Annotated in this window: 17 protein-coding genes and 2 pseudogenes; 10 read left to right on the forward strand and 9 right to left on the reverse strand. The window is 71.1% G+C overall.

Annotation, left to right across the window (positions count from 1 at the left end; translation table 11 throughout):
* The first annotated feature begins 423 nt into the window (after positions 1 to 423).
* Positions 424 to 1,335 carry a replication-relaxation family protein gene (locus AC0KTA_RS39420; RefSeq protein ID WP_481056768.1) on the forward strand — a complete coding sequence of 304 codons (912 nt, stop codon included), beginning with the start codon at positions 424 to 426 and terminating at the stop codon, positions 1,333 to 1,335.
* Between the two features lie 114 nt (positions 1,336 to 1,449).
* Positions 1,450 to 1,794, forward strand: coding sequence for a hypothetical protein (locus AC0KTA_RS39425; protein ID WP_481056769.1), 345 nt, complete (start codon positions 1,450 to 1,452; stop codon positions 1,792 to 1,794).
* 21 nt (positions 1,795 to 1,815) lie between these two features.
* Here AC0KTA_RS39425 and AC0KTA_RS39430 read toward each other — a convergent pair.
* Positions 1,816 to 3,272, reverse strand: a pseudogene (locus AC0KTA_RS39430) (NF041680 family putative transposase).
* A gap of 150 nt (positions 3,273 to 3,422) precedes the next feature.
* Between AC0KTA_RS39430 and AC0KTA_RS39435 the strand changes: the two are divergent.
* The 3 genes from AC0KTA_RS39435 (at position 3,423) to AC0KTA_RS39445 (ending at position 4,423) form a co-directional block, all read left to right on the forward strand.
* Entirely contained in the window at positions 3,423 to 3,836 is a 414-nt protein-coding gene (locus AC0KTA_RS39435; protein WP_481056770.1) for a hypothetical protein, read from the forward strand.
* Positions 3,833 to 4,003: a hypothetical protein gene (locus tag AC0KTA_RS39440; RefSeq protein ID WP_481056771.1), complete on the forward strand. Its 171-nt coding sequence runs from the start codon at positions 3,833 to 3,835 to the stop codon at positions 4,001 to 4,003. The genes AC0KTA_RS39435 and AC0KTA_RS39440 overlap by 4 nt, the downstream gene beginning before the upstream one ends.
* Before the next feature lie 126 nt (positions 4,004 to 4,129).
* Complete coding sequence (locus AC0KTA_RS39445) at positions 4,130 to 4,423, forward strand: hypothetical protein (protein WP_481056772.1); 294 nt, start codon at positions 4,130 to 4,132, stop codon at positions 4,421 to 4,423.
* Positions 4,424 to 4,514: 91 nt separating this feature from the next.
* Here AC0KTA_RS39445 and AC0KTA_RS39450 read toward each other — a convergent pair whose 3' ends face one another.
* Complete coding sequence (locus AC0KTA_RS39450; RefSeq protein WP_205035544.1) at positions 4,515 to 5,144, reverse strand: class I SAM-dependent methyltransferase; 630 nt, start codon at positions 5,142 to 5,144, stop codon at positions 4,515 to 4,517.
* Between the two features lie 36 nt (positions 5,145 to 5,180).
* Between AC0KTA_RS39450 and AC0KTA_RS39455 the strand changes: the two are divergent.
* The 3 genes and pseudogenes from AC0KTA_RS39455 to AC0KTA_RS39465 all read left to right on the forward strand — a co-directional run bounded on the left by AC0KTA_RS39455 (position 5,181) and on the right by AC0KTA_RS39465 (position 8,236).
* Positions 5,181 to 6,092: pseudogene (locus AC0KTA_RS39455) on the forward strand (IS5 family transposase).
* Between the two features lie 12 nt (positions 6,093 to 6,104).
* Positions 6,105 to 7,016 carry an MvdC/MvdD family ATP grasp protein gene (locus AC0KTA_RS39460; protein ID WP_481056773.1) on the forward strand — a complete coding sequence of 304 codons (912 nt, stop codon included), beginning with the start codon at positions 6,105 to 6,107 and terminating at the stop codon, positions 7,014 to 7,016.
* 68 nt (positions 7,017 to 7,084) lie between these two features.
* Positions 7,085 to 8,236 carry a methyltransferase domain-containing protein gene (locus AC0KTA_RS39465; RefSeq protein WP_481056774.1) on the forward strand — a complete coding sequence of 384 codons (1,152 nt, stop codon included), beginning with the start codon at positions 7,085 to 7,087 and terminating at the stop codon, positions 8,234 to 8,236.
* 237 nt (positions 8,237 to 8,473) lie between these two features.
* On the opposite strand, the gene AC0KTA_RS39470 is transcribed toward AC0KTA_RS39465, so the two are convergent.
* The 3 genes from AC0KTA_RS39470 to AC0KTA_RS39480 form a co-directional block, all read right to left on the reverse strand.
* Complete coding sequence (locus tag AC0KTA_RS39470) at positions 8,474 to 8,602, reverse strand: hypothetical protein (protein WP_481056775.1); 129 nt, start codon at positions 8,600 to 8,602, stop codon at positions 8,474 to 8,476.
* A gap of 163 nt (positions 8,603 to 8,765) precedes the next feature.
* Complete coding sequence (locus AC0KTA_RS39475; protein ID WP_481056776.1) at positions 8,766 to 9,977, reverse strand: DUF6461 domain-containing protein; 1,212 nt, start codon at positions 9,975 to 9,977, stop codon at positions 8,766 to 8,768.
* 1,745 nt (positions 9,978 to 11,722) lie between these two features.
* Positions 11,723 to 12,019, reverse strand: a complete 297-nt coding sequence (locus tag AC0KTA_RS39480; protein WP_481056777.1) for a hypothetical protein — start codon at positions 12,017 to 12,019, stop codon at positions 11,723 to 11,725.
* A gap of 661 nt (positions 12,020 to 12,680) precedes the next feature.
* Here AC0KTA_RS39480 and AC0KTA_RS39485 point away from each other — a divergent pair.
* Positions 12,681 to 13,025 (forward strand): hypothetical protein, encoded by a 345-nt coding sequence (locus AC0KTA_RS39485; protein ID WP_481056778.1) that lies wholly within the window; start codon positions 12,681 to 12,683, stop codon positions 13,023 to 13,025.
* Here AC0KTA_RS39485 and AC0KTA_RS39490 read toward each other — a convergent pair.
* Positions 12,987 to 13,250, reverse strand: coding sequence for a hypothetical protein (locus tag AC0KTA_RS39490; RefSeq protein WP_481056779.1), 264 nt, complete (start codon positions 13,248 to 13,250; stop codon positions 12,987 to 12,989). The two genes, AC0KTA_RS39485 and AC0KTA_RS39490, sit on opposite strands and share 39 nt — an antisense overlap.
* A gap of 260 nt (positions 13,251 to 13,510) precedes the next feature.
* Here AC0KTA_RS39490 and AC0KTA_RS39495 point away from each other — a divergent pair, with 260 nt between their 5' ends.
* Complete coding sequence (locus AC0KTA_RS39495) at positions 13,511 to 13,945, forward strand: VOC family protein (protein ID WP_481056780.1); 435 nt, start codon at positions 13,511 to 13,513, stop codon at positions 13,943 to 13,945.
* A gap of 321 nt (positions 13,946 to 14,266) precedes the next feature.
* Here the strand turns inward: AC0KTA_RS39495 and AC0KTA_RS39500 are convergent, their stop codons facing one another.
* From AC0KTA_RS39500 to AC0KTA_RS39510, 3 genes are all read right to left on the reverse strand, one after another.
* A complete protein-coding gene (locus AC0KTA_RS39500) occupies positions 14,267 to 14,824 on the reverse strand; it encodes a hypothetical protein (RefSeq protein WP_481056781.1) in 558 nt (185 codons plus the stop codon).
* Positions 14,824 to 17,133, reverse strand: a complete 2,310-nt coding sequence (locus AC0KTA_RS39505) for a DnaB-like helicase C-terminal domain-containing protein (protein ID WP_481056782.1) — start codon at positions 17,131 to 17,133, stop codon at positions 14,824 to 14,826. The genes AC0KTA_RS39500 and AC0KTA_RS39505 overlap by 1 nt, the downstream gene beginning before the upstream one ends.
* A gap of 62 nt (positions 17,134 to 17,195) precedes the next feature.
* Positions 17,196 to 17,528, reverse strand: coding sequence for a hypothetical protein (locus AC0KTA_RS39510; protein ID WP_481056783.1), 333 nt, complete (start codon positions 17,526 to 17,528; stop codon positions 17,196 to 17,198).
* Positions 17,529 to 17,739: the final 211 nt, after the last annotated feature.

Genomic DNA, 17,739 nt, shown 5'->3' on the forward strand with positions numbered 1-17,739 from the left:
TGCGAGCGAAGCACGGGACCGCCGAGCCCCGCCGTCCTGTCCGGGCCGGGCACAGCGACCGTACGAGGAACTGCCGAGCGGTGCATGCGCAACGACGCGAGGGAGTGACGGCGGCATCCGCTGCCCCCTTCGTCTCACGCCGACCCTCGATGCCGCGCGGGCGCTTCGAGAGCGCGGCACGTCATTTCCGATCGACGCGCCCGCTGCAGCCAGAACGACATGCCCCTTCCGGGGCAGGCCGCGGCAGTTGCCACCGCCCCCTCGCCGTAGCCAGCGTGGACCCGCGTCACCGTCCATGGACTGATTCGATTTCGTGACCGTGGTCGGGGGCTCGTGGTCGGGAGCCGGGTCGACGTCGGGGGGTTTCCTCACTGCACCCACCCCGCGGCGACCAGGCCGCAGGAGAGCAGTGAAGGAGCGCCCATGACCAGCCCCGCACTCCGTCCGGACGCTGCCCGAGCGCCTACCCCGGTCGAGCCGCTGCGCCACCAGGTCCTGTCCGCGCTCGCGCAGCACCGCATCGCCACCACAGGGCAGTTGCGCTGGATGCTGCGGCCCGATGGCACACGGCAACTGCTGTCTCGTGTCCTGAACCGGCTGCGCGCCGACGGCTTCGTCGGCCGCACGGTGGTGCCGGAGGCTCGCCGCTCGCGTACCCATGCGTGGTACCTCACTCAGGAGGGCGCCCGCCTGACCCGCGATCTGCCTGCCCTGCGAGGGCGGCCACCCTATCCGGTCACCCCGGTCACGGCGGCGTCGCTGAAGACACCGCACACGCTCACCGTCGTGCACACCCACCTGTCCTTCGCGGCAGATGCCCGCCGACTCGGACATGAGCACGGCCCGTGGGACTGGACGCCGGAGGTGTCGCACGCCATCGGTGAAGGAGAGCGGGTCGTGGCTGACGCCGTCATGCGCTACACCGCAGTCGAAGGGCAGCAGCGGCGCAAGCTGCGGGCGTTCGTCGAAGTGGATCGCACCACCATGAGCAGTGAGCGCCTGGCCATGAAGCTGATCGAGTACGCCCGGCTGTTCCAGTACGAGGCGCCGTCCGTCGGGCGCCGCAGGAAGGCCTCCACCGGGCCTTCCTGGCTGCGCTGGTACCCGCTCTTTCCGCGGGTGCTCTTCGTGCTCACCGGGGCCTCTCGCGTCCGGCTGAAGAACAGGATCGGCGATCTTCGAGCGATGGCTGCGCAACACCCGCTGGTCGCGCCCCTGGCCCGCGACGTTCCACTCGGAGCCGCCGTGCTGGAAGACCTCGAGCAGCACGGCCCCGCATCGGCCGTGTGGGTTCCCCTGACGGGCGGAGAGCCTCGCCCGTGGACCGCGCTGTAAAGCCGGAAGGCAGCCGTGCACTCGGCGCGTCGGGCCGGCGGTGACCGGCTGAGCCGCTGGGCACAGACCAGCGCCGGAGTGGTCGGCCTCGACCGCTGAGCCGACCACCCCGTCGTGCTGCCCGCCGTACTCGACGACCGCGCGGACCTGCTCGGCGCCGAGGAGTTCGTGCACGCCCCAGGCCACGAAGTACCCAGTCGTTCCGGTCCGCGGCCGGAACTCCTCCGCGTCAGCGGCCTCGTCGAAGCCCATCCGCTCCTGCGCGGCCGCGTCCTCAGTGCCGAGACGACCCTGCTCGTACTCACGACGCACGTCCTTCAGCGCGGCCTCGTACGACTGTCCGGTCTGCTCCGCCCGGCGGCGGGCGGCATTCCTCAAGGCCTGGTTCTTCGCTCCCACGACGGGTTCCCCCTCGCCGCGCGCACGGCCCGGCACGCCTGGCGTACAGGGCGAACCTGAAAGCGGACACTAGCTTGATCTTTAACCTGTGCGCCGTGGGCGAGGAGTGGTTGACGCCTTCTTCTTCCGTTTCGCAGCGTCCGTTTTGCGGACTGTGTGGACATCGTGGCGTGGGGTGAGACGGGTGTTCTTGCGGCTTGGCGGCCGTCCCGGTCCTGGGCTGGTGGGTTTCGGTGCACTGGACGGGCATGCGGCCTTGGGACGCAGGTGCCGAAAGTCGCGGCGGACGCGGGCGGGAGTGAGCTTGTGCGGTTCGCTGGGCCTCTCCCAGGGGCGACGTAGATCGGCTGCCAGCGGCCGGGCGAGCCGGAGTTGGGCATAGACCGCGAGGATCAGCCAGGTCCACCGGTCGGCTGCCTCGGGGGCGCGGATCTTCGGGCAGGTCCAGCCCAGGGTCTGCTTGAAGAACCGGAAGGTGTGCTCGATGTCGAAGCGGCGCAGGAACGTCTGCCAGAGCCGGTCGACGTCCGCGGCGGTGGCGCCGGTGCCCGACCACCACAGCCAGACCGGCTTCGGGGTGGCTCCGCTGGGCAGTCGTTCGACCCGCAGATGGATCGCGGTGCCCTCGATGACCGGGAGGGCGCCCAACTGGGCAGTCCAGGCGGAGCGGTGGGTCAGCCGCGGGTGGAGCCGGTCCCATGCCTGTGCGGTGGCCTTTCCGTAGAGGCGGGTCTCGGTCACCGTCTCGGCATCGGGCATTTCCAGGTGGCCGGGTCTCCGAAGACGAACTCGCCGCCGTGCCGCGGCGGGCGGCCCATGGTGTGCGGTTCGCGCGGCGGGGCGGCCCGGCGCAGGACGCGGTCTGAGCGCATCCGGCCGAGTACCTGCACGGGCAGGTCTTTGAGGAGGAAGGCCAGGCGGGGCACGTCGTAGCCGGCGTCGACCACGATGAGGATGTCCAGCTCGCCCTGGCGCCATTGCCCGGCCTCGACGAGGCGCTCGATGAGCTCGCGCATCTGCCGTGCGGTCACCGTGGCGCCATCGTCACCCGGCGCTAGCCGCAGCGCGTCCAGCGGCGCGGTCCAGGAGCTGCGGCCCGTCTCCAGCGCGCAGATCACCGAGTACGGCCAGCCCGGAACGGGAATGTGCTGGTCTTTGCCGCGGCCGTAGGTATGGCACAGGATCCGCTCGGGCGAGGTATGCGCATCCGGCCGCAGCCAGCAGGTGATGTCGGCGGCCAGCACCAGACGGCCGTCGGCCGCCCGCGGCAGCGGGACTGCGGCCACGGCCCGCCGCAGCCGGGACACGTCCACCCGCCCCGCCGACAGGGCGGAGTACAGGCTGCCGTGCCCGCGGCGATGCTCGGCCACCAGCGACAACTCGACCAGCGACCTGACCGGGCCGCCTGCACACAACACCGCATCCGCCAACTCGAACAACGCGTCCGCCCGCGAGGTCAGGCACGAGTAGAACTCGCCCCGGAAGCGTGACAGTTCCGCGAACGGCTCCACCGGAGCAGCGTTGTGCAACAGACTCATCCCACGGCCTTCGTGCTGAGCTTGTGTGTCCTTGGTCGGAGCACATGATCAGCCGAAGGCCGCCTGCACGTCAGGGAGTTACCGTCACGAGTGATCAAGTTCGAGACCGCACTCGACCCCCGACGATAAAGATCAAGCTAGCATCCGCCCGTGAACCCTGAACTCCTCTTGCCCTCCAACGTCGCCCTGCCACCTGGCCGGGTGATCACATCCGACGAAGGCGACGGCGACGTGCAAGCCTTGTGGCTGAGCGACGGCCCTGTCCCTGCCGAACTATGGTCCCGACTCCGCGCCGAACACCACACCTCAGGCCTGTGGCCCCTCCTGCTCGACTCCCGAGACGCAGGCGACGGCGAGTTCCGGCCCTGGGCATCAGGCGAACTGTCCCCCGAGCGCATGTCCGCGCCCGAGATACACGACCCCGCTGAACTCCTCGCGACATGGTGGAGGAGTTACACAGACATCGGCGAAGACGACGACGCACTCTCGGCAGACGACTGGCCCATCCCCGTCGCCGTCGTCCACGACGACCCGGTGTATGCCTATGCCGGGACCTGCCGGTGACGGTCTTCCTCGAGCCGGTGCCGGGCACCACGGTGGGCATGGCGGGCAACCGCGGCGACAGCGTCGAGGACGCCGCCCACCACATCACCCGCCACTACCGGCCCGCCCTTGATGCCACCGCCGAGCCGTGGCAGTGGGACACTCCGTGGCAGCAGCCCTCCGCCTGACCGGGCCCCGCAGCGTTGCGGCCGGGCTCTGCTCGACCTCGTCCGCAGGACGCTCGCTCCGGCCCGTCCCTGCCCCTTGACCCTGAAGGGGCCCATGGCTCTCGATACGGAACGAGGAGAGAAACAGTGTCCCTACCGGTGACCGGCACCGTCGCGACCGATCGTGACCTCGTCACGCATTCCCCTGACGGGGAGTCCCGCGGCCTGTTCGAGCGGGCGGGCAGCCTGTTCCCGCTCAACCCGATGGGCCACATCCTGACCGCGGTCACCGATGCCCCGTCTCCCGTTCGTCCGTGGGGGCTGCGGTTCGCCGAGATCCCCCGGCCGTCCTGCGGCAAGCACGAGGGCGGCAGCAAGACGACGACCGGCGACTCTCCCGACGGCAACGGGCCGCACAGCGAAGAGACGCAGGACGACTAGGGGGTGTCTGATAATTCCGGTCTGATCAGCGAGATTCGGCTGAGCTGGCAATCCGGAGGTGCGCCGATCGGCTGGGGGGACTGGGCAGTGGCTACGAACGGCGGGCCAGTAGATGGGCGTCGAGGAAGCCCCGATCAGAGGATGGATCGTGGAGCAGCCGGGCGAAGGGATCGAGCCCAGCATCGCCCAGCAGTTCGGCGAGGCGATCCACCGGCCAGCTGTAGGCGGGCGCCACCTTGTGGTCGAACCGGACCGGTTCTTGTCCGTCGGTCCCGAAGAAGGAGACCAGGAGCAGACCGTCCGGTGCCAGGACGCGTACCTGTTCGGCGAGCAGCTCCGGTAGTTCCCCCGGAGGGGTGTGAATCATTGAGTAGTGGGCCAGTACGCCGCCGAGCGCGGCGTCCTCGATCGGCAGGGATTCCATCCGCGCCTCTTGGAAGCGCAGCGCCGGATGGGCCTGCCGGGCGTGGTTGACCATGCCGGGGGCAAGGTCTAGTCCGAAGGCGTCCAGGCCGAGTTCGTGCAGCATGGCTGTCAGATGTCCGGGCCCGCACCCGACGTCCGCTGTCCGCAGGTTGCCCGTCGCGCGCACCAGTTCGGCGAAGGTGCCGATCATCGCCCGGGAGAAAGGCTGTGTTTCCAGCCGGTTTGCGAACAGCGATGCGTACAGCTCGACGACACCGTCGTAGGCCGTCCTGGTCTCGTCCTGATGATTCGCCACGGGCAGGACTCTATAGCCGGTCTGATAATTGATCTTGTGGCAGGTCGAGGTGAGTTGACGGATGCGGCATGGAGGCGGATAGAGCCCCTTTTGCCTCAGGTGGACGGACGGGGCCGTCCGTGGCGTGATCACCGGCAGGTGGTCAACGGGGTGCTGTGGCGGCTGCGGACCGGGGCTCCGTGGCGGGATCTTCCCGACCGGTTCGGGCCGTGGCAGACCGTCTACGAGCGGTTCGCCCGCTGGGAGGCGGACGGCACCTGGGCACGGTTGCTGGAGCACGTTCAGGTCCGCGATGACGCGGTGGGCCGGGTGGAATGGACCGTCTCCGTCGACTCCACCATCAACCGAGCCCACCAGCACGCAGTCGGCGCCCGCAAAAAGGGGATGTGAACGGGGACGAACTGGAAGATCCGGGCCGCTCGCAGGCGCGCCAGGCCCTCGGCCGCTCCCGAGGCGGACTGACCACCAAAGTCCATCTCGCCGTCGATGGCCGGGGCCTGCCCCTGTCGATTGTGCTCACGCCCGGCAACGTCAACGACGCGACGGCGTTCGGCCAGGTCCTCGACGGCATCCGCACCCCGCGCCTCGGCACGGGCCGCCCGCGCACGACACCGGACCGTGTGCTGGGTGACAAGGCGTATTCCAGCAGGGCCATCCGCCATCTGCTGAGGCGCCGGGGCATCGCTGCCACGATCCCCGAGCGCCGCGACCAGGCGGCGAACCGCCACCGACGCGGAGCCCTCGGCGGCCGGCCGCCGGCCTTCGACAAGGTCACCTACCGCGACCGCAACGTCGTCGAACGATGCTTCGCCCGCCTCAAGCAGTTCCGCGCGATCGCGACCCGGTTCGACAAGCTCGGCGACCGCTACCGTGCCGGAGTTGTCCTGGCTTCCTTGATCCTCTGGCTCCGCGAGTCCACGGGGTAATCATTTGTCAGACAGGCCCTAGGGGCGGGCGACGATGACGGGCAGTGTTCTCATCCTCACCGACGAGTCCGATATCACCGCCGGCCGCGTCGCTGCCGAACTCGCGGTACGCGGCGTGCCGCTGGTACGGCTGGATCCGGCTGATTTCCCCACCCGCCTCAGTATGTCCGCCGAGATCACCACGGGCGCGACGTGGTCGGGTGCTCTCACCGACCGTGACGCCGGCCGTATGGCCGTCGACCTGGCCGCCGTCGGCGCCGTCTACTACCGGCGCCCGACACAGTTCCGGTTACCCAAGGGCATGAACCGCGCCGAGCAGGCCTTCGCCTACGGCGAGGCCCGTCGCGGCTTCGGCGGGGTCCTCGGGGCCCTCGACTCCGCCCGGTGGGTCAATGACCGGGTGGCCGCCGCGCACGCGGAGTACAAGCCCCTGCAACTTGCGACCGCATCCCGGGTTGGCCTGACGATCCCGAGCACCCTGATCGCATCCGAGCCCGACCGTGCCTACCAGTGGGCCAAGCAGCAAGACGGCCCGATCATCTACAAGCCGCTCTCGGGTATCTGGCACGCCGACGACAGCCAGGTCCGCGTCATCTACACCAACGAAGTCGAGGACCTCGACTGTCTGCTCGATGCGAGCCTGGGCTACACCGCGCACCTGTTCCAGCGGCAGGTGCCCAAGGAGTACGAGGCGCGGGCGATCGTGGTCGGCAAGCAGGTGTTCACCGTCGCCATCGATGCCGCGACCGCCCGGGGGCGGGGCGACTGGCGCTCCGACTACGACCACCTCTCCTACCGCGTCATCACCCTGCCCGACGACGTCGCGGACAAGCTGGTCGCGCTGCACCGCGAACTTGGCCTCGTCTTCGGCGCCGTCGACCTCGTACGCCGACCCGACGGGGAGTGGGTGTTCCTCGAAACGAATCAGTCTGGTGAATGGGACTGACTCGCAGGCGAAACCGGTATCCCCGTGGCTGCGGCCCTCGCCGACGTGCTCACCGGAAAGGCACCCGCATGAGCGAACAGCTCGCCACCGCGCTCGCCGCCCGCCTCACCGCATGCGGCAGCCTCACCGCCTCGTGGCACGAGCACTACACCGCCGTACCACGACACCACTTCATCCCCGACGTTGCATGGGTGGTCCCCGACGGAGCAGGCGTCGAGTACGCCATCGACCGCAACCGTGACGCGCCCGGCTGGCTGAAGGCCGTCTACTCCGACGCATCGATCGTGACCCAACTCGACGCCGGCACCGGAGACCTGCGGACCGGCAAGGGCACACCGACGTCGAGTTGCTCGGCCCCGGGCATCGTCTTCCCGATGCTCCATGCCCTCGATCTGCTCGACGGTCACAAGGTCTTGGAGATCGGCACGGGAAGCGGCTGGAGCGCAGCCCTGCTGTCCGCGCGTCTCGGCTCCCCGTGCGTGACGTCGGTCGAGGTCGACGAAGCCGTCGCCGCGCGCGCCGCCAAGGCCGTCGCACGCGCCGGGTACACACCCCGCCTGATCGTTGCGGACGGGGCGGACGGCTACGCGCCGGCCGCCCCTTACGACCGTGTGCACGCCACCTGCGCGGTCGAACGGGTGCCGCATGCCTGGGTGCGTGACACCCGTCCCGGCGGTGTCATCGTCCTGCCCTGGCGCCCCACCTACGGCCACGGAATGCTGGCCCGCCTCGTCGTCAACGGCGACGGCCAGGCGATCGGCCGCTTCGGGCGCACGGCATCGTTCATGATGCTGCGCGCACAACAGCGGACCATCGGCTGGGCGCCCCACGACGCGCAGCACGCCACCACCGAGCAGACAGCCCTCGACCCGCGTACTGTCATCCATGCCCCCGAAGGAGCGGCCCTTGCGATCGCCGCGCTCGCGCCCGGTGTGACGCAGACCGTGATCACCGACCCGGACGGCGACGTGTCCCTGCTGCTGTCCGAGGCCGATGCCCCCCAAGGGGCCTGGGCCGCGGTCGACTACTGTGCTGGGCCCGACGCCTACACGGTCACCTGGTGGGGCGACCGCAACCTGTGGGCTCAGGTGTCCGATGCGTATCTGCAGTGGATCTCGTGGGGGCAACCCGAACGTGCCCGGTTCGGGATCACGGTCACACCCGATGAACAAGTCCTCTGGCTGGATCACCCCAAAAACCGCGTGACGCCGAACGAATGAGCGGCCTCCTTCCCTCCCTGGCTGCCGTGCCCGGCCGTGCGGCCGGTTACGAAACGGCCCGGCTGCTGACGAACCTCTCGCCCGTTTCGTAACCGCCGCTTACGAAACGAGAGTTGTCGCAGGTCACGGCCAAGGGCAGCGCAGGGCGCGGGGACTTCGCTGTCGATGACCTCCCGGACCCGCTGGTCCAGAGGGCCTACCCGGCCGGGGATCACGTCCTGCTCCACACGGTCTGCCTCAGCCCGCAGGGCCAGCGGCCTTCCCCAGGAGCAGGCGCTCGTCGCCGGTGCGCGGGCCTGAGGTGACCGGGGAGACCCGGTCTTCCAGCTCCTTGGCCCGGGCCCGCAGTTCGGCTGGCGTCTTCATGGCGATGGCATCCTTCATCTGCTGTTGGATCGCGTCCGCGGGCGCAGTGGCATGCGGAAATCACGAACACCACAGCGGCGGGCCGTCCCCCGGATCACCGGCTTCTACTTGACCGGTGCCCGGCGCTGCCGGTGACCGATGCCTTCAGGCGAGCTGCAGCCGGTCACGTCGCTTGCTGCGCCGCGTGGTGCAGGTGGTGGACCATCCAGAACTCCGCGACCCTTTCGCTGTCGCCGGTCATGGCCGTGGACAGGAAGCCGAGGATGTCCGGGAGGTGGTCTGCGGGGGTGGGCAGGTGGGCGGCGACGCACCACGAGAGGACCTCGAAGACGAGGGCCTGGCGGAAGAGGAGGTGAGAGGGGCGCTCCCACTCGGGTTCGAAGTCCTCGGCTTCGGCGGCCCGCAGCGCGCGGGCCTTAGGGAGTGCCCGGTCGTGCGCGGCGGTGAGGTCGTCGCGCAGCTGCTCGCGTGCGGTGGCCGGGAGGGTGTCCGCGGTGAGGGCGGAGACGGCCAGAGGGTGCTCGCGCAGGCCGGCGTGGTCGAGGGCCAGGTCCAGGCCATGGCGGCGCATCCGCCCCACCATGGCCGTCCCCAGGCCTGCCAGGTAGCTGATGAAGGGCTCCCGCTTGAGCAGCGGGGAGTTAACGAGCCCCTGCCCCAGCAGGTACTCCGGCACCGGGGTGATCGGCACGGCGCGGTGCGGGCTGTGTACCCAGGCCTCGTCGAACCGGGCACCGCTTGCGCGCGCGACAGCGGCCAGACCAGTGCCCCACAGGCAGCCGTCGTCATCCAGGTTCAGGCCCTCCAGCAGAGGGTTCCAGGCGTGGGGGCGCACGCCGGACCGGTACTCGGGTTCCTCGGGCAGGATCATTTCGAAGGCGGAGGCGATCAGTCCGCCCTCGGCCAGGCTCAGCCGGGAGACGGCGTTGACGTTCCAGTAGGCGCTGGCGGTGCGGCCGAGGCCAGACAGAGGGCGCAGCACCTCCTCGCGCGAGCCCTGATAGCCGTTGTCCTCCACGACGACGACCGCGGGCCCCGACCGGGAGACCAGGATCCGGTCCCTGTGGTCCTGGTTACGCAAGTCCTCGAGCTTCATGGGGCGGGCGTGTTCGGGGTCGCCGCCGAAGAGCCGGATCACGGCATCCTCATCCGCGCCGTGCACGGCCGTGAACGTGGCCGCCACGTGCAGGCCTAAGCCGGTGAGGAGCTCGTGGAGTTGCTGGGGTGAGGTCATGCGGGGATTGTCGCCGCTGCCACTGACAATCCGGTCCCTGCGGCGGCGGGCACCCGGTGCGTCAGCAGGCCCGGCGAGGTCCTGGCCCTCCGGCGGCCCGATTTCGTCGAGGTGCTTGCGGGCAGCGGTCACGATCTCCATCAACCACTCCGGCCCGCACTTCGAGCGGCCCTTCCCGCCAGTGCTGTTCGTCTTCGTCCCGGCCGCGCGCCGTGCAGCGCCGGCCACCCGCGAGGCCGCCTTCCACGAGCGGGCTCGCAGGCAGTCGAACGTCGGCTACCGGATCACCGTGGCGAGCACGACGCTGGACCGGCAGACGCAGCACGGGGCGGCCGGGCCGGTGTGGCGGATCGTCGCCCCGGGGAGCGAGCGAGGACCGCTTCGGCGTTGGCAGGCTGCCGAAGGCGCGGTGAACACGGCGGGCCTGGCCGGCTCACGGCCGTGCGCCGCGCTCCAGCCGCCCGCCGCTGCGCCGGAGTCCTCGTTCCCACTGCTCGCCGCCTGCGGTTGTCCGTCCCGGATGTCGCCAGGTCTTCGTCCCGCGCCTGCGGCTCGTCCCGGCCGGTCGCCGTCCGCGCGTTGGTACCGCTCGGCCGCCGCGCAGGCCGTACCTGTCCCGGTGTCCGCGTACTGCCCGGGCCCGGCCGGTGCCGTGCCGTACTCGCCCAGTTGGGCCGTGCCTCCTCCCGGCTCGGCCGCGCGGTCTTCCTCGCTCCCCGGCCCTGCCCCGTGCTGCCCGCCGCGCCGGGCCCGGCCGTGCGCTCGCGTGCCCCGGGCCGCCGCGCGGCCGCGACCACGTCCGCGTGCCTGTCCCGGGCCCGCGCGGCGGCCGTGTGCTCGTGCCTGCGGTTCGCCGCCGTGCCGCGGCCCCCCGGTCGCGTGGTTGTGTGCCTGCTGTGCCCAACACCGCCTGCCCCCAGCGGTGTTGCCGCCCCCTTATCCGTCCCGCCGCTGTCCACCCGCGCTCCGGAGCGTGCTCTGTCGGGCCCCGCGCGCTCGTGCCCACCCCGCAGCTGCGGCGCGGCCGTGCCGCGCGTCCGAGTTGTCCCGCTGCCCCGCCGCGCCCCGCCTGCGGGCCCGGCTCGTGTGAGTCCCGGGTGTTCGGTGAACATCGCCGAACACCAGTGAACGGCCTGGGAAGGGCTGACCTGCTGTCGCCCCCGGTCTGGTTCCGCTCGTTGTGGTCCTGGCGCTCGTGAACGTCGGCGTGGTGCTGCTCGCCCGCGCCCGCCGCCCGGCCGCCGTGCCGCCCGCGCTGCCCGTCCTGCCGAGCTCCACGGCTCCCCGGGGCGCCGGCAGACCAGTCTTCTTCGAGCTCGCCGCTCTGCCCGCTGCCCGCGCCCCTGCCGGTCAGCCTCGGAGCGCGTTCTGTCGGGCCCCGCATGCCCGCGCGCTGCCGTGCCCGCGTCGCAGGGCCGTGCCGACTGCTGCCCTCGTCGCGCGCCGCGCCCGCCGTGTGGCCGCCTGCGTGCCCGTTACCGCCTCGCGCGCCGCGCCGCTGCTCCTGGCCCCGGCCGTTGCCGCACCGCGCCCGCGGGTGGCTGCCGCCTGCCGTGTCCCGCCCGCGACTGCCCGGCGGCCGTGCCTGCCCGGCTGCGCGCCGCCTACCCCGCGCCGCCCACCGCTGTCGCGACCACCCCGGGCGCCAACAGGTCTTGGTGGAGCTCGCCCCGCAACCTCGGCCCGCGGCCCGCCGTCCGTACCCGCCCGTCTTCCCGGGCCGCCGCGCCCGTCCCGCCACCTTGGCCGTGCCGTCCTCTCCGCCCTCCGGGCCCAACTGCGCGCCCACCCGGCCGCGCTCCGGTTCTGCCGTAGACGGCGGGGCCGGAGCGTCGGGGCCCCGGCGGGTGTCTGCTTGAGAGGGGGCTGCGGTGCGGTCCGGGGGGTCAGCGCAGGGAGGCGCGGTAGACAGTGACAAGGCCGGCGGCCTGGTTCTGGAGGTCGGGCAGGGCGAAGTCGAGGATCTCGTAGGGGTCGTTGCCGAGGAGGTCCTGGAGGTCGGGCAGGGAGATGAGGACGCGGTCGTGGGGGACGTGGGCGTCGACCCATACGGCGAAGCGCAGGGGGCCGCCCTCGTCGCTGTCGGGGCCGCCGTCGAGGTAGAGGACGGCGCGGTCGTTTCCTGAGCCCAGGAGGGTTACGACGTCGGCGCGGGTGAGCTGGGGCAGGGAGGCCTGGGGCATGGTCAACTCCATGGAGTGAAGGGCTGGTCGGTGGCGGGCACGGCCGTGCTCCGGGCGGGGTGGAGGGCCCGGGTGTGCGGGCGGGGGCGCCGGGACACGGCGCGTGGGGCGCGGGGTGTCGTGCGGCGGATGTCCGGGCATGCGGACGGAGGGCCGGGAGTACGGGCTCACCAAGCAGCAATTCACTCCGGACGTGCGGAGGACACTTACGCTACCGGCACTCCCGGTCGCCGTCCGGAGGCCGCGCAGCGTGTCGGCACCGAGCCCTCCGGGGCGGTCAGCGTGGTGCTGACGGCCGCAGACGGGGACGCCCGCGTGCACGACGCCAGACGGCCCCCGCGCCTGCGCCCCACCGACGGCACCGGCGACACCCGGAAGGCCCGCTCCCGCCCGCGCGCCCGCCCGCTCCCCACAGCGCTGCCTGTCGGTCTGCTGCTGGGCTCGTGCAGGGCGGCGCCGGTGTGCTCGAGCTCCGCGCCGCCCGCTGCCCGGCCGCCTACATGCCGCTGCTTGCCGCGTGCTGCCGCCCCCCGGGCATGACCGCTGCCTTGTCGACGTCGCGGTCGTGTGCGCAGGCCGGCGCGCCCGCTCCCGGCACCCGCTGCCCGTGCTTGCCCTGCCTCTCCACCGTTGTCATCGTCCGCGGGCGCCCGGGCGACCCGTGCTCGCCGACGTGGTGCTGCGCCGCACCTGGCGGTCGTTGGACGCCCCCGGCTCTGCGGCCGCCCGCGGCCAGGACCTCGTCGCCTCCTCGTACCCCACCGCGGTCGTGTGCGCAGGCCGCCGCGCCCGCCCCGTACCCCTGGCCCGCCGCTCCCGGCCGCGCCGCCCCGCTCCCGCGGGCCTGTTGGTGCAGGTCTTCGTCGAGCTCGCCGCCACCACTGACAACCCCGTCTCCACGACGGCGGGCACCCGGTGCGTCAGCAAGTCCAGCAAGGTCCTGACCTCCGGGGGATCCGTGCGCTGTTCAGTGCACGAAGTGGTGCGGTCTCAGGTCGGCGGCTGACAGCGTGTAGTGCTTCTCGCCGTGGGGAAGTTCTTGATCAAGGCGGCAGATCGACGCGGGTACGCGGATGGTGACGAGGGTGTCGCCGTAGTCGAGACCGCCTGGGTCGTCGTCGCGGCTGGAGAACCAGAGCACGCCGGAGGCGTCAGCCGAGACCATGCGCCGGGTCGCGAGGATCGCTGCGGCAGCCGTGCTGTCCGTACGATGATACAGGGTCAGTTCCACAGCTTGCTCCTGCACGAGGACGGCCGCCCTTCTCCGTCATGGGGGATGGCCCTGAGGTTTGCCTGGTCCCTCCGCGGGAAGTTCTTGAGTTCGCTCAAGTTCGCAAGCAGTAGCAGCGAGTTGGCGGACAGTTCACCCAATACTGTAGGAGAAGATCCCGAAACGGGGCTGCAGGGTCCGCGACTTCGTGAGCACCATCGGCGGATCATGAGGACCGGTAACGAACGGCGGCTGTCAGAGGGGCGCAGTACGGTCCTGTCATGGCAGCCAAAATCGATCTGACCCTCGATTGCGCGAACGCACAGCTCCTCGCCGATTTCTGGAAGACGGCACTGGGCTATATCGACGAGCCCCCGCCTGCCCCCTTCAAGACCCGCGAGGAATGGCTCGCGCAGTTCGACCTGCCAGAGGACGATGCCGAGGACGACGGGGCATGGCTCTGCGATCCCGACGGCGTTGGCCCCCGCCTCTCCATCCTCAAGGTCTGCGAACCCAAGACGGCAAAGAACCGGCTTCACGTCGACGTCCGGGTGCCGGGGCACGGCGGCCCCGACGAGCGGTGGGCGCGGATCAAGGCGGAGTCTGAACGGCTGGGGAAGGCGGGCGGGGCCGTCCTGGAGGAATTCGATGGGCACCACATTGTGATGGCCGACCCGGAGGGCAACGAGTTCTGCATCGCCGCAGCCCCGGCCTGAGACCGGCACAGGGCAGGGACACTCCTCGGCCTCTACGGGGTCAGCCAGCTCCCGTACCCCCAGACTGCGGGCAACGATCAACACCGCAGCGGGCAGCGATCTCCTCAGCCCTCAAGCAACTGCTGATCAGTGGCATTCGAGAACACCCGCCCCATCCAGTTCCGTTCACGGCAGGTCGCTGGACGTGGACGTCGGCTGGCCCGGTGCCCGTCCCTGCGAGCAGGCACCGGACACCCCACTTCGCACGGGGACCGGCCCATCCCCGGTGCTGCACCGGCTGCTGAAGATTTGACGCCACCAACGGCCCCGGCGGCGCGCCGATTAGGTGATGGTGTAGGAGCCGCCGGGGAATTCCCAGCCGTCGCTGCCTTCGCCGATGTCGTCGACGATGATGTCGATGAACAGGTCCTCGAAGTTCTCGTCGGTCAGCTCGCCGGCGGCCCACTTCGCTTCGATGTCCGACCAGTCGCCCGGGCGGCCGTCGATGAGGAACGGTGCGGTGCCCTGCGCTCCGCGGTCGCGTTCGTCGTCGCCCGTCTTGACTGCTCCGTAGATCCTGAACTCGCGGTCCTTGAAGGCCTGCGGGATCGGGTCCGCGGGGATCGTGGCCGTGTCCCTGTACGCGGCAGCGATGATCTCCCGGTAGCTGCGGCGCACGTTGTACTCGGCATCTGCCAGCCACCGCATCAGCGTCAGGGCGGTGACCGACAGCCCGGCCCGCTCCAGCGCCTCGTAGCCGCGGTGGGTTTTGGTGAGCTGGACGAGCTGGGCGTGCCATTCGCGGGCCCGGTAGGACTTGAGGCGGTGCTCAAGGCGAACGCCGTGTTCGCGTTGCAGCAGGTCGTTGAGGGCGGCGCCCAGCGAGTCTCCCTGGGCCATCAGTGCTCAGCTCCATGCTTGACCTTGACTTGGCCAAAGCTGGTGCCCACGCGGTAGGGGTCCGGCACGGTGCCGTCGGGGGTGTGGAAGACGGCTTCGTCGACGTTGCGCAGGGCGATGAGCGTGTGGCCCTGCTGGACAGCCTTGAAGGCGGTGATCCAGTGCCGCACGGACGCCTCGGCGACCATGCTCAGATACCAGTCCGGGCGCCAGAACGGGGACCGGACCTGGTCGCCCTTGGGCCACAGCAGGCGCAGCGCCTTCGACACACGCCGCTTGTAGTCGACGTACGCCTCCTGCTGTTCCTCGCCCGCTGCGATCAGTTCGTCGCGCGCCTTCTTGGTGTCTTCGTAGAAGGGCTTGAACAGTGACTCGTTGGACTTGCCGGTCCAGGAGTCGTGGATGACCAGTGTGCCGGAGACGATGCCCTCGCTGCGGAGGTCCTCCCTGGCGAGGAGGCGCTGCAGCAGCCGGATGTGCGGGGTGACTGCCCACACCCGGCCCTGGTCGTCGGCCCGCTGGACCAGGCGTCCCAGCGGATGCGGCATCAGGGGATGGTTCCAGGCCGGGATGTCGATCAGGAACGCTCCCGCGCTGCGCTTCTCGACGTCTTCAAGGGGTCCGGTGTGGAGCAGTTTGTTGGGGGCGAGCGGCACGGCCGAACAGGCGGAGGGGAAGGAGCCGTTGCGGTCGATGGTGACCTGCCGGCCGGGGCCGAGGGAGTCCGGGACCAGGAGCCGGTAGCGGCGGCCGCCGCTAACGTCGCGGATCTTCTCGCGTGTGACGTCGGGGTGCACCCACCCGCCGGGCTCGCCGTCCATCGCCTGGTGAAACAGCGACCAGGGCGCGCTCGCGCGCTCGTCCTTGCCCACCGCCTGGATGGGGTGCATCTTCGAGCGGCCCACGGACTCCTTCAGCTTGTCCAGTGCGGGAAAGCCCGTCTCCGCGGGCTGCTCCTCGTCCCCAGGCTCAAGGTCGTTTCCGCCCTCGGTGACGGGCTCTTCGGCTGCGGCACTCGAGGGGGAGTGCTGCGGGGACTCGGTGTCGCCGTCGACGCTCCCGGCGCCTGCGGAGGTCGCCGGGGTCGGCTCGGCGTCGGACGCCTGCTGTTTGGTTGCTGGCGAAGCCTCGGCGGCGTGCGCTTCGGCGAAGGCCGTCAGTGCCGCCTGCAGGCGCGCTCCCGGCGCGGTGGACGAAAGCTCTGGCGGTGCTGTGGCGAGTGCGGCCGCCTGCGCGCGCAGGCCGGCCAGCGCGGCCGTCTCGCTCCGAAGGACGGCATCGCGCAGCGCGGAGAGGATCTGCAGCACGTGCGCGGGCAGACCCTGCTGCGCGTGGGAGGTGTAGGGCAGGGCCGCGTCGATGAGCGCGCGCTCGGCGACGGCAACCCGCCCTGCCCCGTCGGCGATCGGCGCCTTCGCGTGAGTCGGGCCGGTGGCCGGGCCGGCCGCGAGATGGCCGGGGGACGGGTGATGGGCGGCAGGGTGGTCGGGGGCATCGGTGAAGCGGGCGTGCGCCAACTCTGCGTGCAGCCTGGTGGAAGACAGCGGGCCGAGGTCCCGCTCGGCGCACACGACTTCGGCGACCCCGGTGTCCTGGTCCAGGGTGAGGGTGAGCGTGACGTCCGCATCCAGGCGCTGCACGACGGCGGCCTCGTCGGTATCGATCACGGCGAGGACCGGGACCTGCAGGGTGCGGGCCAGGTGGGCCAGGGTCCGGGCGGCGGCGGGCAGCCGCTCCCCGGACAGCGGCACGTGCGCCGCGGGGAGCTGTTGGAGCCGGTCGACGACGACCAGGGCCAGATGGTCGACGAACGGCGCGGTCTCGGCGATCGCCTCAGCGCTCAGCCCGGAGCCCGCATCGACGTGCAAGGGGGCGTGCTTCACCGCGGTGTGCACGCGTTCGACGGCGGCATGCTCCTCGGCTGTGAGGGTGCCATCGCGCAGCCGCCGGTAGTCCGCGCCGCTCTCGGCCGCCAGGATCCGCCGGGTCACGTCCTGCACCGTCAACCCCGACGCCGCATACAGCACGGGCTTGTGTGCGGTGAGCGCGCACTGGCTGGCGGCCGCGAGTGCCAGCAGACTTCCGCCCGCGCCGGGAGCCGCCGCGAGGAGGGTCAGGCGTCCGGGCTGGAGGCCTCCGGTGGCTTCATCCAGACCGGCCAGACCGAAGGACAGGCCGCCCCGGCCTGCGGGCTGCTTCAGGGCCTGGTCCACCGCCTCCCTCAGCAGAGTCAGCCCCCGCGGCGCTCCCCCGCCCCCGGCGGGCGTGCGGTCGCCGGTGGGGGGCCCGGTGGGCGTGGACTCCTGCACGAGTGGTTCCTCTCAAGTCCTTGGCCGCAGCCCAGCCACGGTGGGCGGCGGATGACGGGCCGTCAGACGTAAGCCACGGGGTTGCGGGACGGGTGCGGGTAGGCGGTGAGGTTCCCGACGCGGGGGTCGCCCCGCAGGAGCTTGCCCTGAAGGGCATAACGATCGCCGTGCTTGGAGATGCCGGTGATGGTCGCAACTGCCAGGACCAGGCCCTCGACGTTGACGATCTGCACCTCGTCCTGGGCAAGAGCACGGTCGGTCCGGAACTTCCACACCCCGCGGCCCGCCTGCCAGGCATCGTCCTCGCTCATGCCCGGGCGCCAGCCGACCGTGGACCGCTCCAGGCTGTCGCCGGGGCCCGTCTCACGCTCCGGCCCGATCTGGATCTGAAGCACCCTCACACCCCCGCAAGCTCGTCAACTTGCTGCAAAGTATCACCCGGGAAGCCTGAGCCCGGCGACCGCGCTCGTCCCTGCGGCACACCGCGTCAGCACGAGCACGCATGCTTCTCCGGTGCCTCATGCTCCAGGTCAACGCGCAGGTGCTTGCCCGTCCCGACGAACTGAAGCAGAACCTGGCGGCTTGGTTCGTGATCGCTGACGCCGA

The sequence above is a fragment of the Streptomyces sp. Y309 genome (assembly GCF_056712025.1).

Coding starts and splice junctions, on each gene's coding strand:
- AC0KTA_RS39420 (WP_481056768.1), top strand. CDS start 424: ATGACCAGCCCCGCACTCCGTCCGGACGCTGCCCGAGCGCCTACCCCG.
- AC0KTA_RS39460 (WP_481056773.1), top strand. CDS start 6,105: ATGACGGGCAGTGTTCTCATCCTCACCGACGAGTCCGATATCACCGCC.
- AC0KTA_RS39465 (WP_481056774.1), top strand. CDS start 7,085: ATGAGCGAACAGCTCGCCACCGCGCTCGCCGCCCGCCTCACCGCATGC.
- AC0KTA_RS39470 (WP_481056775.1), bottom strand. CDS start 8,602: ATGAAGACGCCAGCCGAACTGCGGGCCCGGGCCAAGGAGCTGGAAGAC.
- AC0KTA_RS39475 (WP_481056776.1), bottom strand. CDS start 9,977: ATGGAGATCGTGACCGCTGCCCGCAAGCACCTCGACGAAATCGGGCCG.
- AC0KTA_RS39480 (WP_481056777.1), bottom strand. CDS start 12,019: ATGCCCCAGGCCTCCCTGCCCCAGCTCACCCGCGCCGACGTCGTAACC.
- AC0KTA_RS39495 (WP_481056780.1), top strand. CDS start 13,511: ATGGCAGCCAAAATCGATCTGACCCTCGATTGCGCGAACGCACAGCTC.
- AC0KTA_RS39500 (WP_481056781.1), bottom strand. CDS start 14,824: ATGGCCCAGGGAGACTCGCTGGGCGCCGCCCTCAACGACCTGCTGCAA.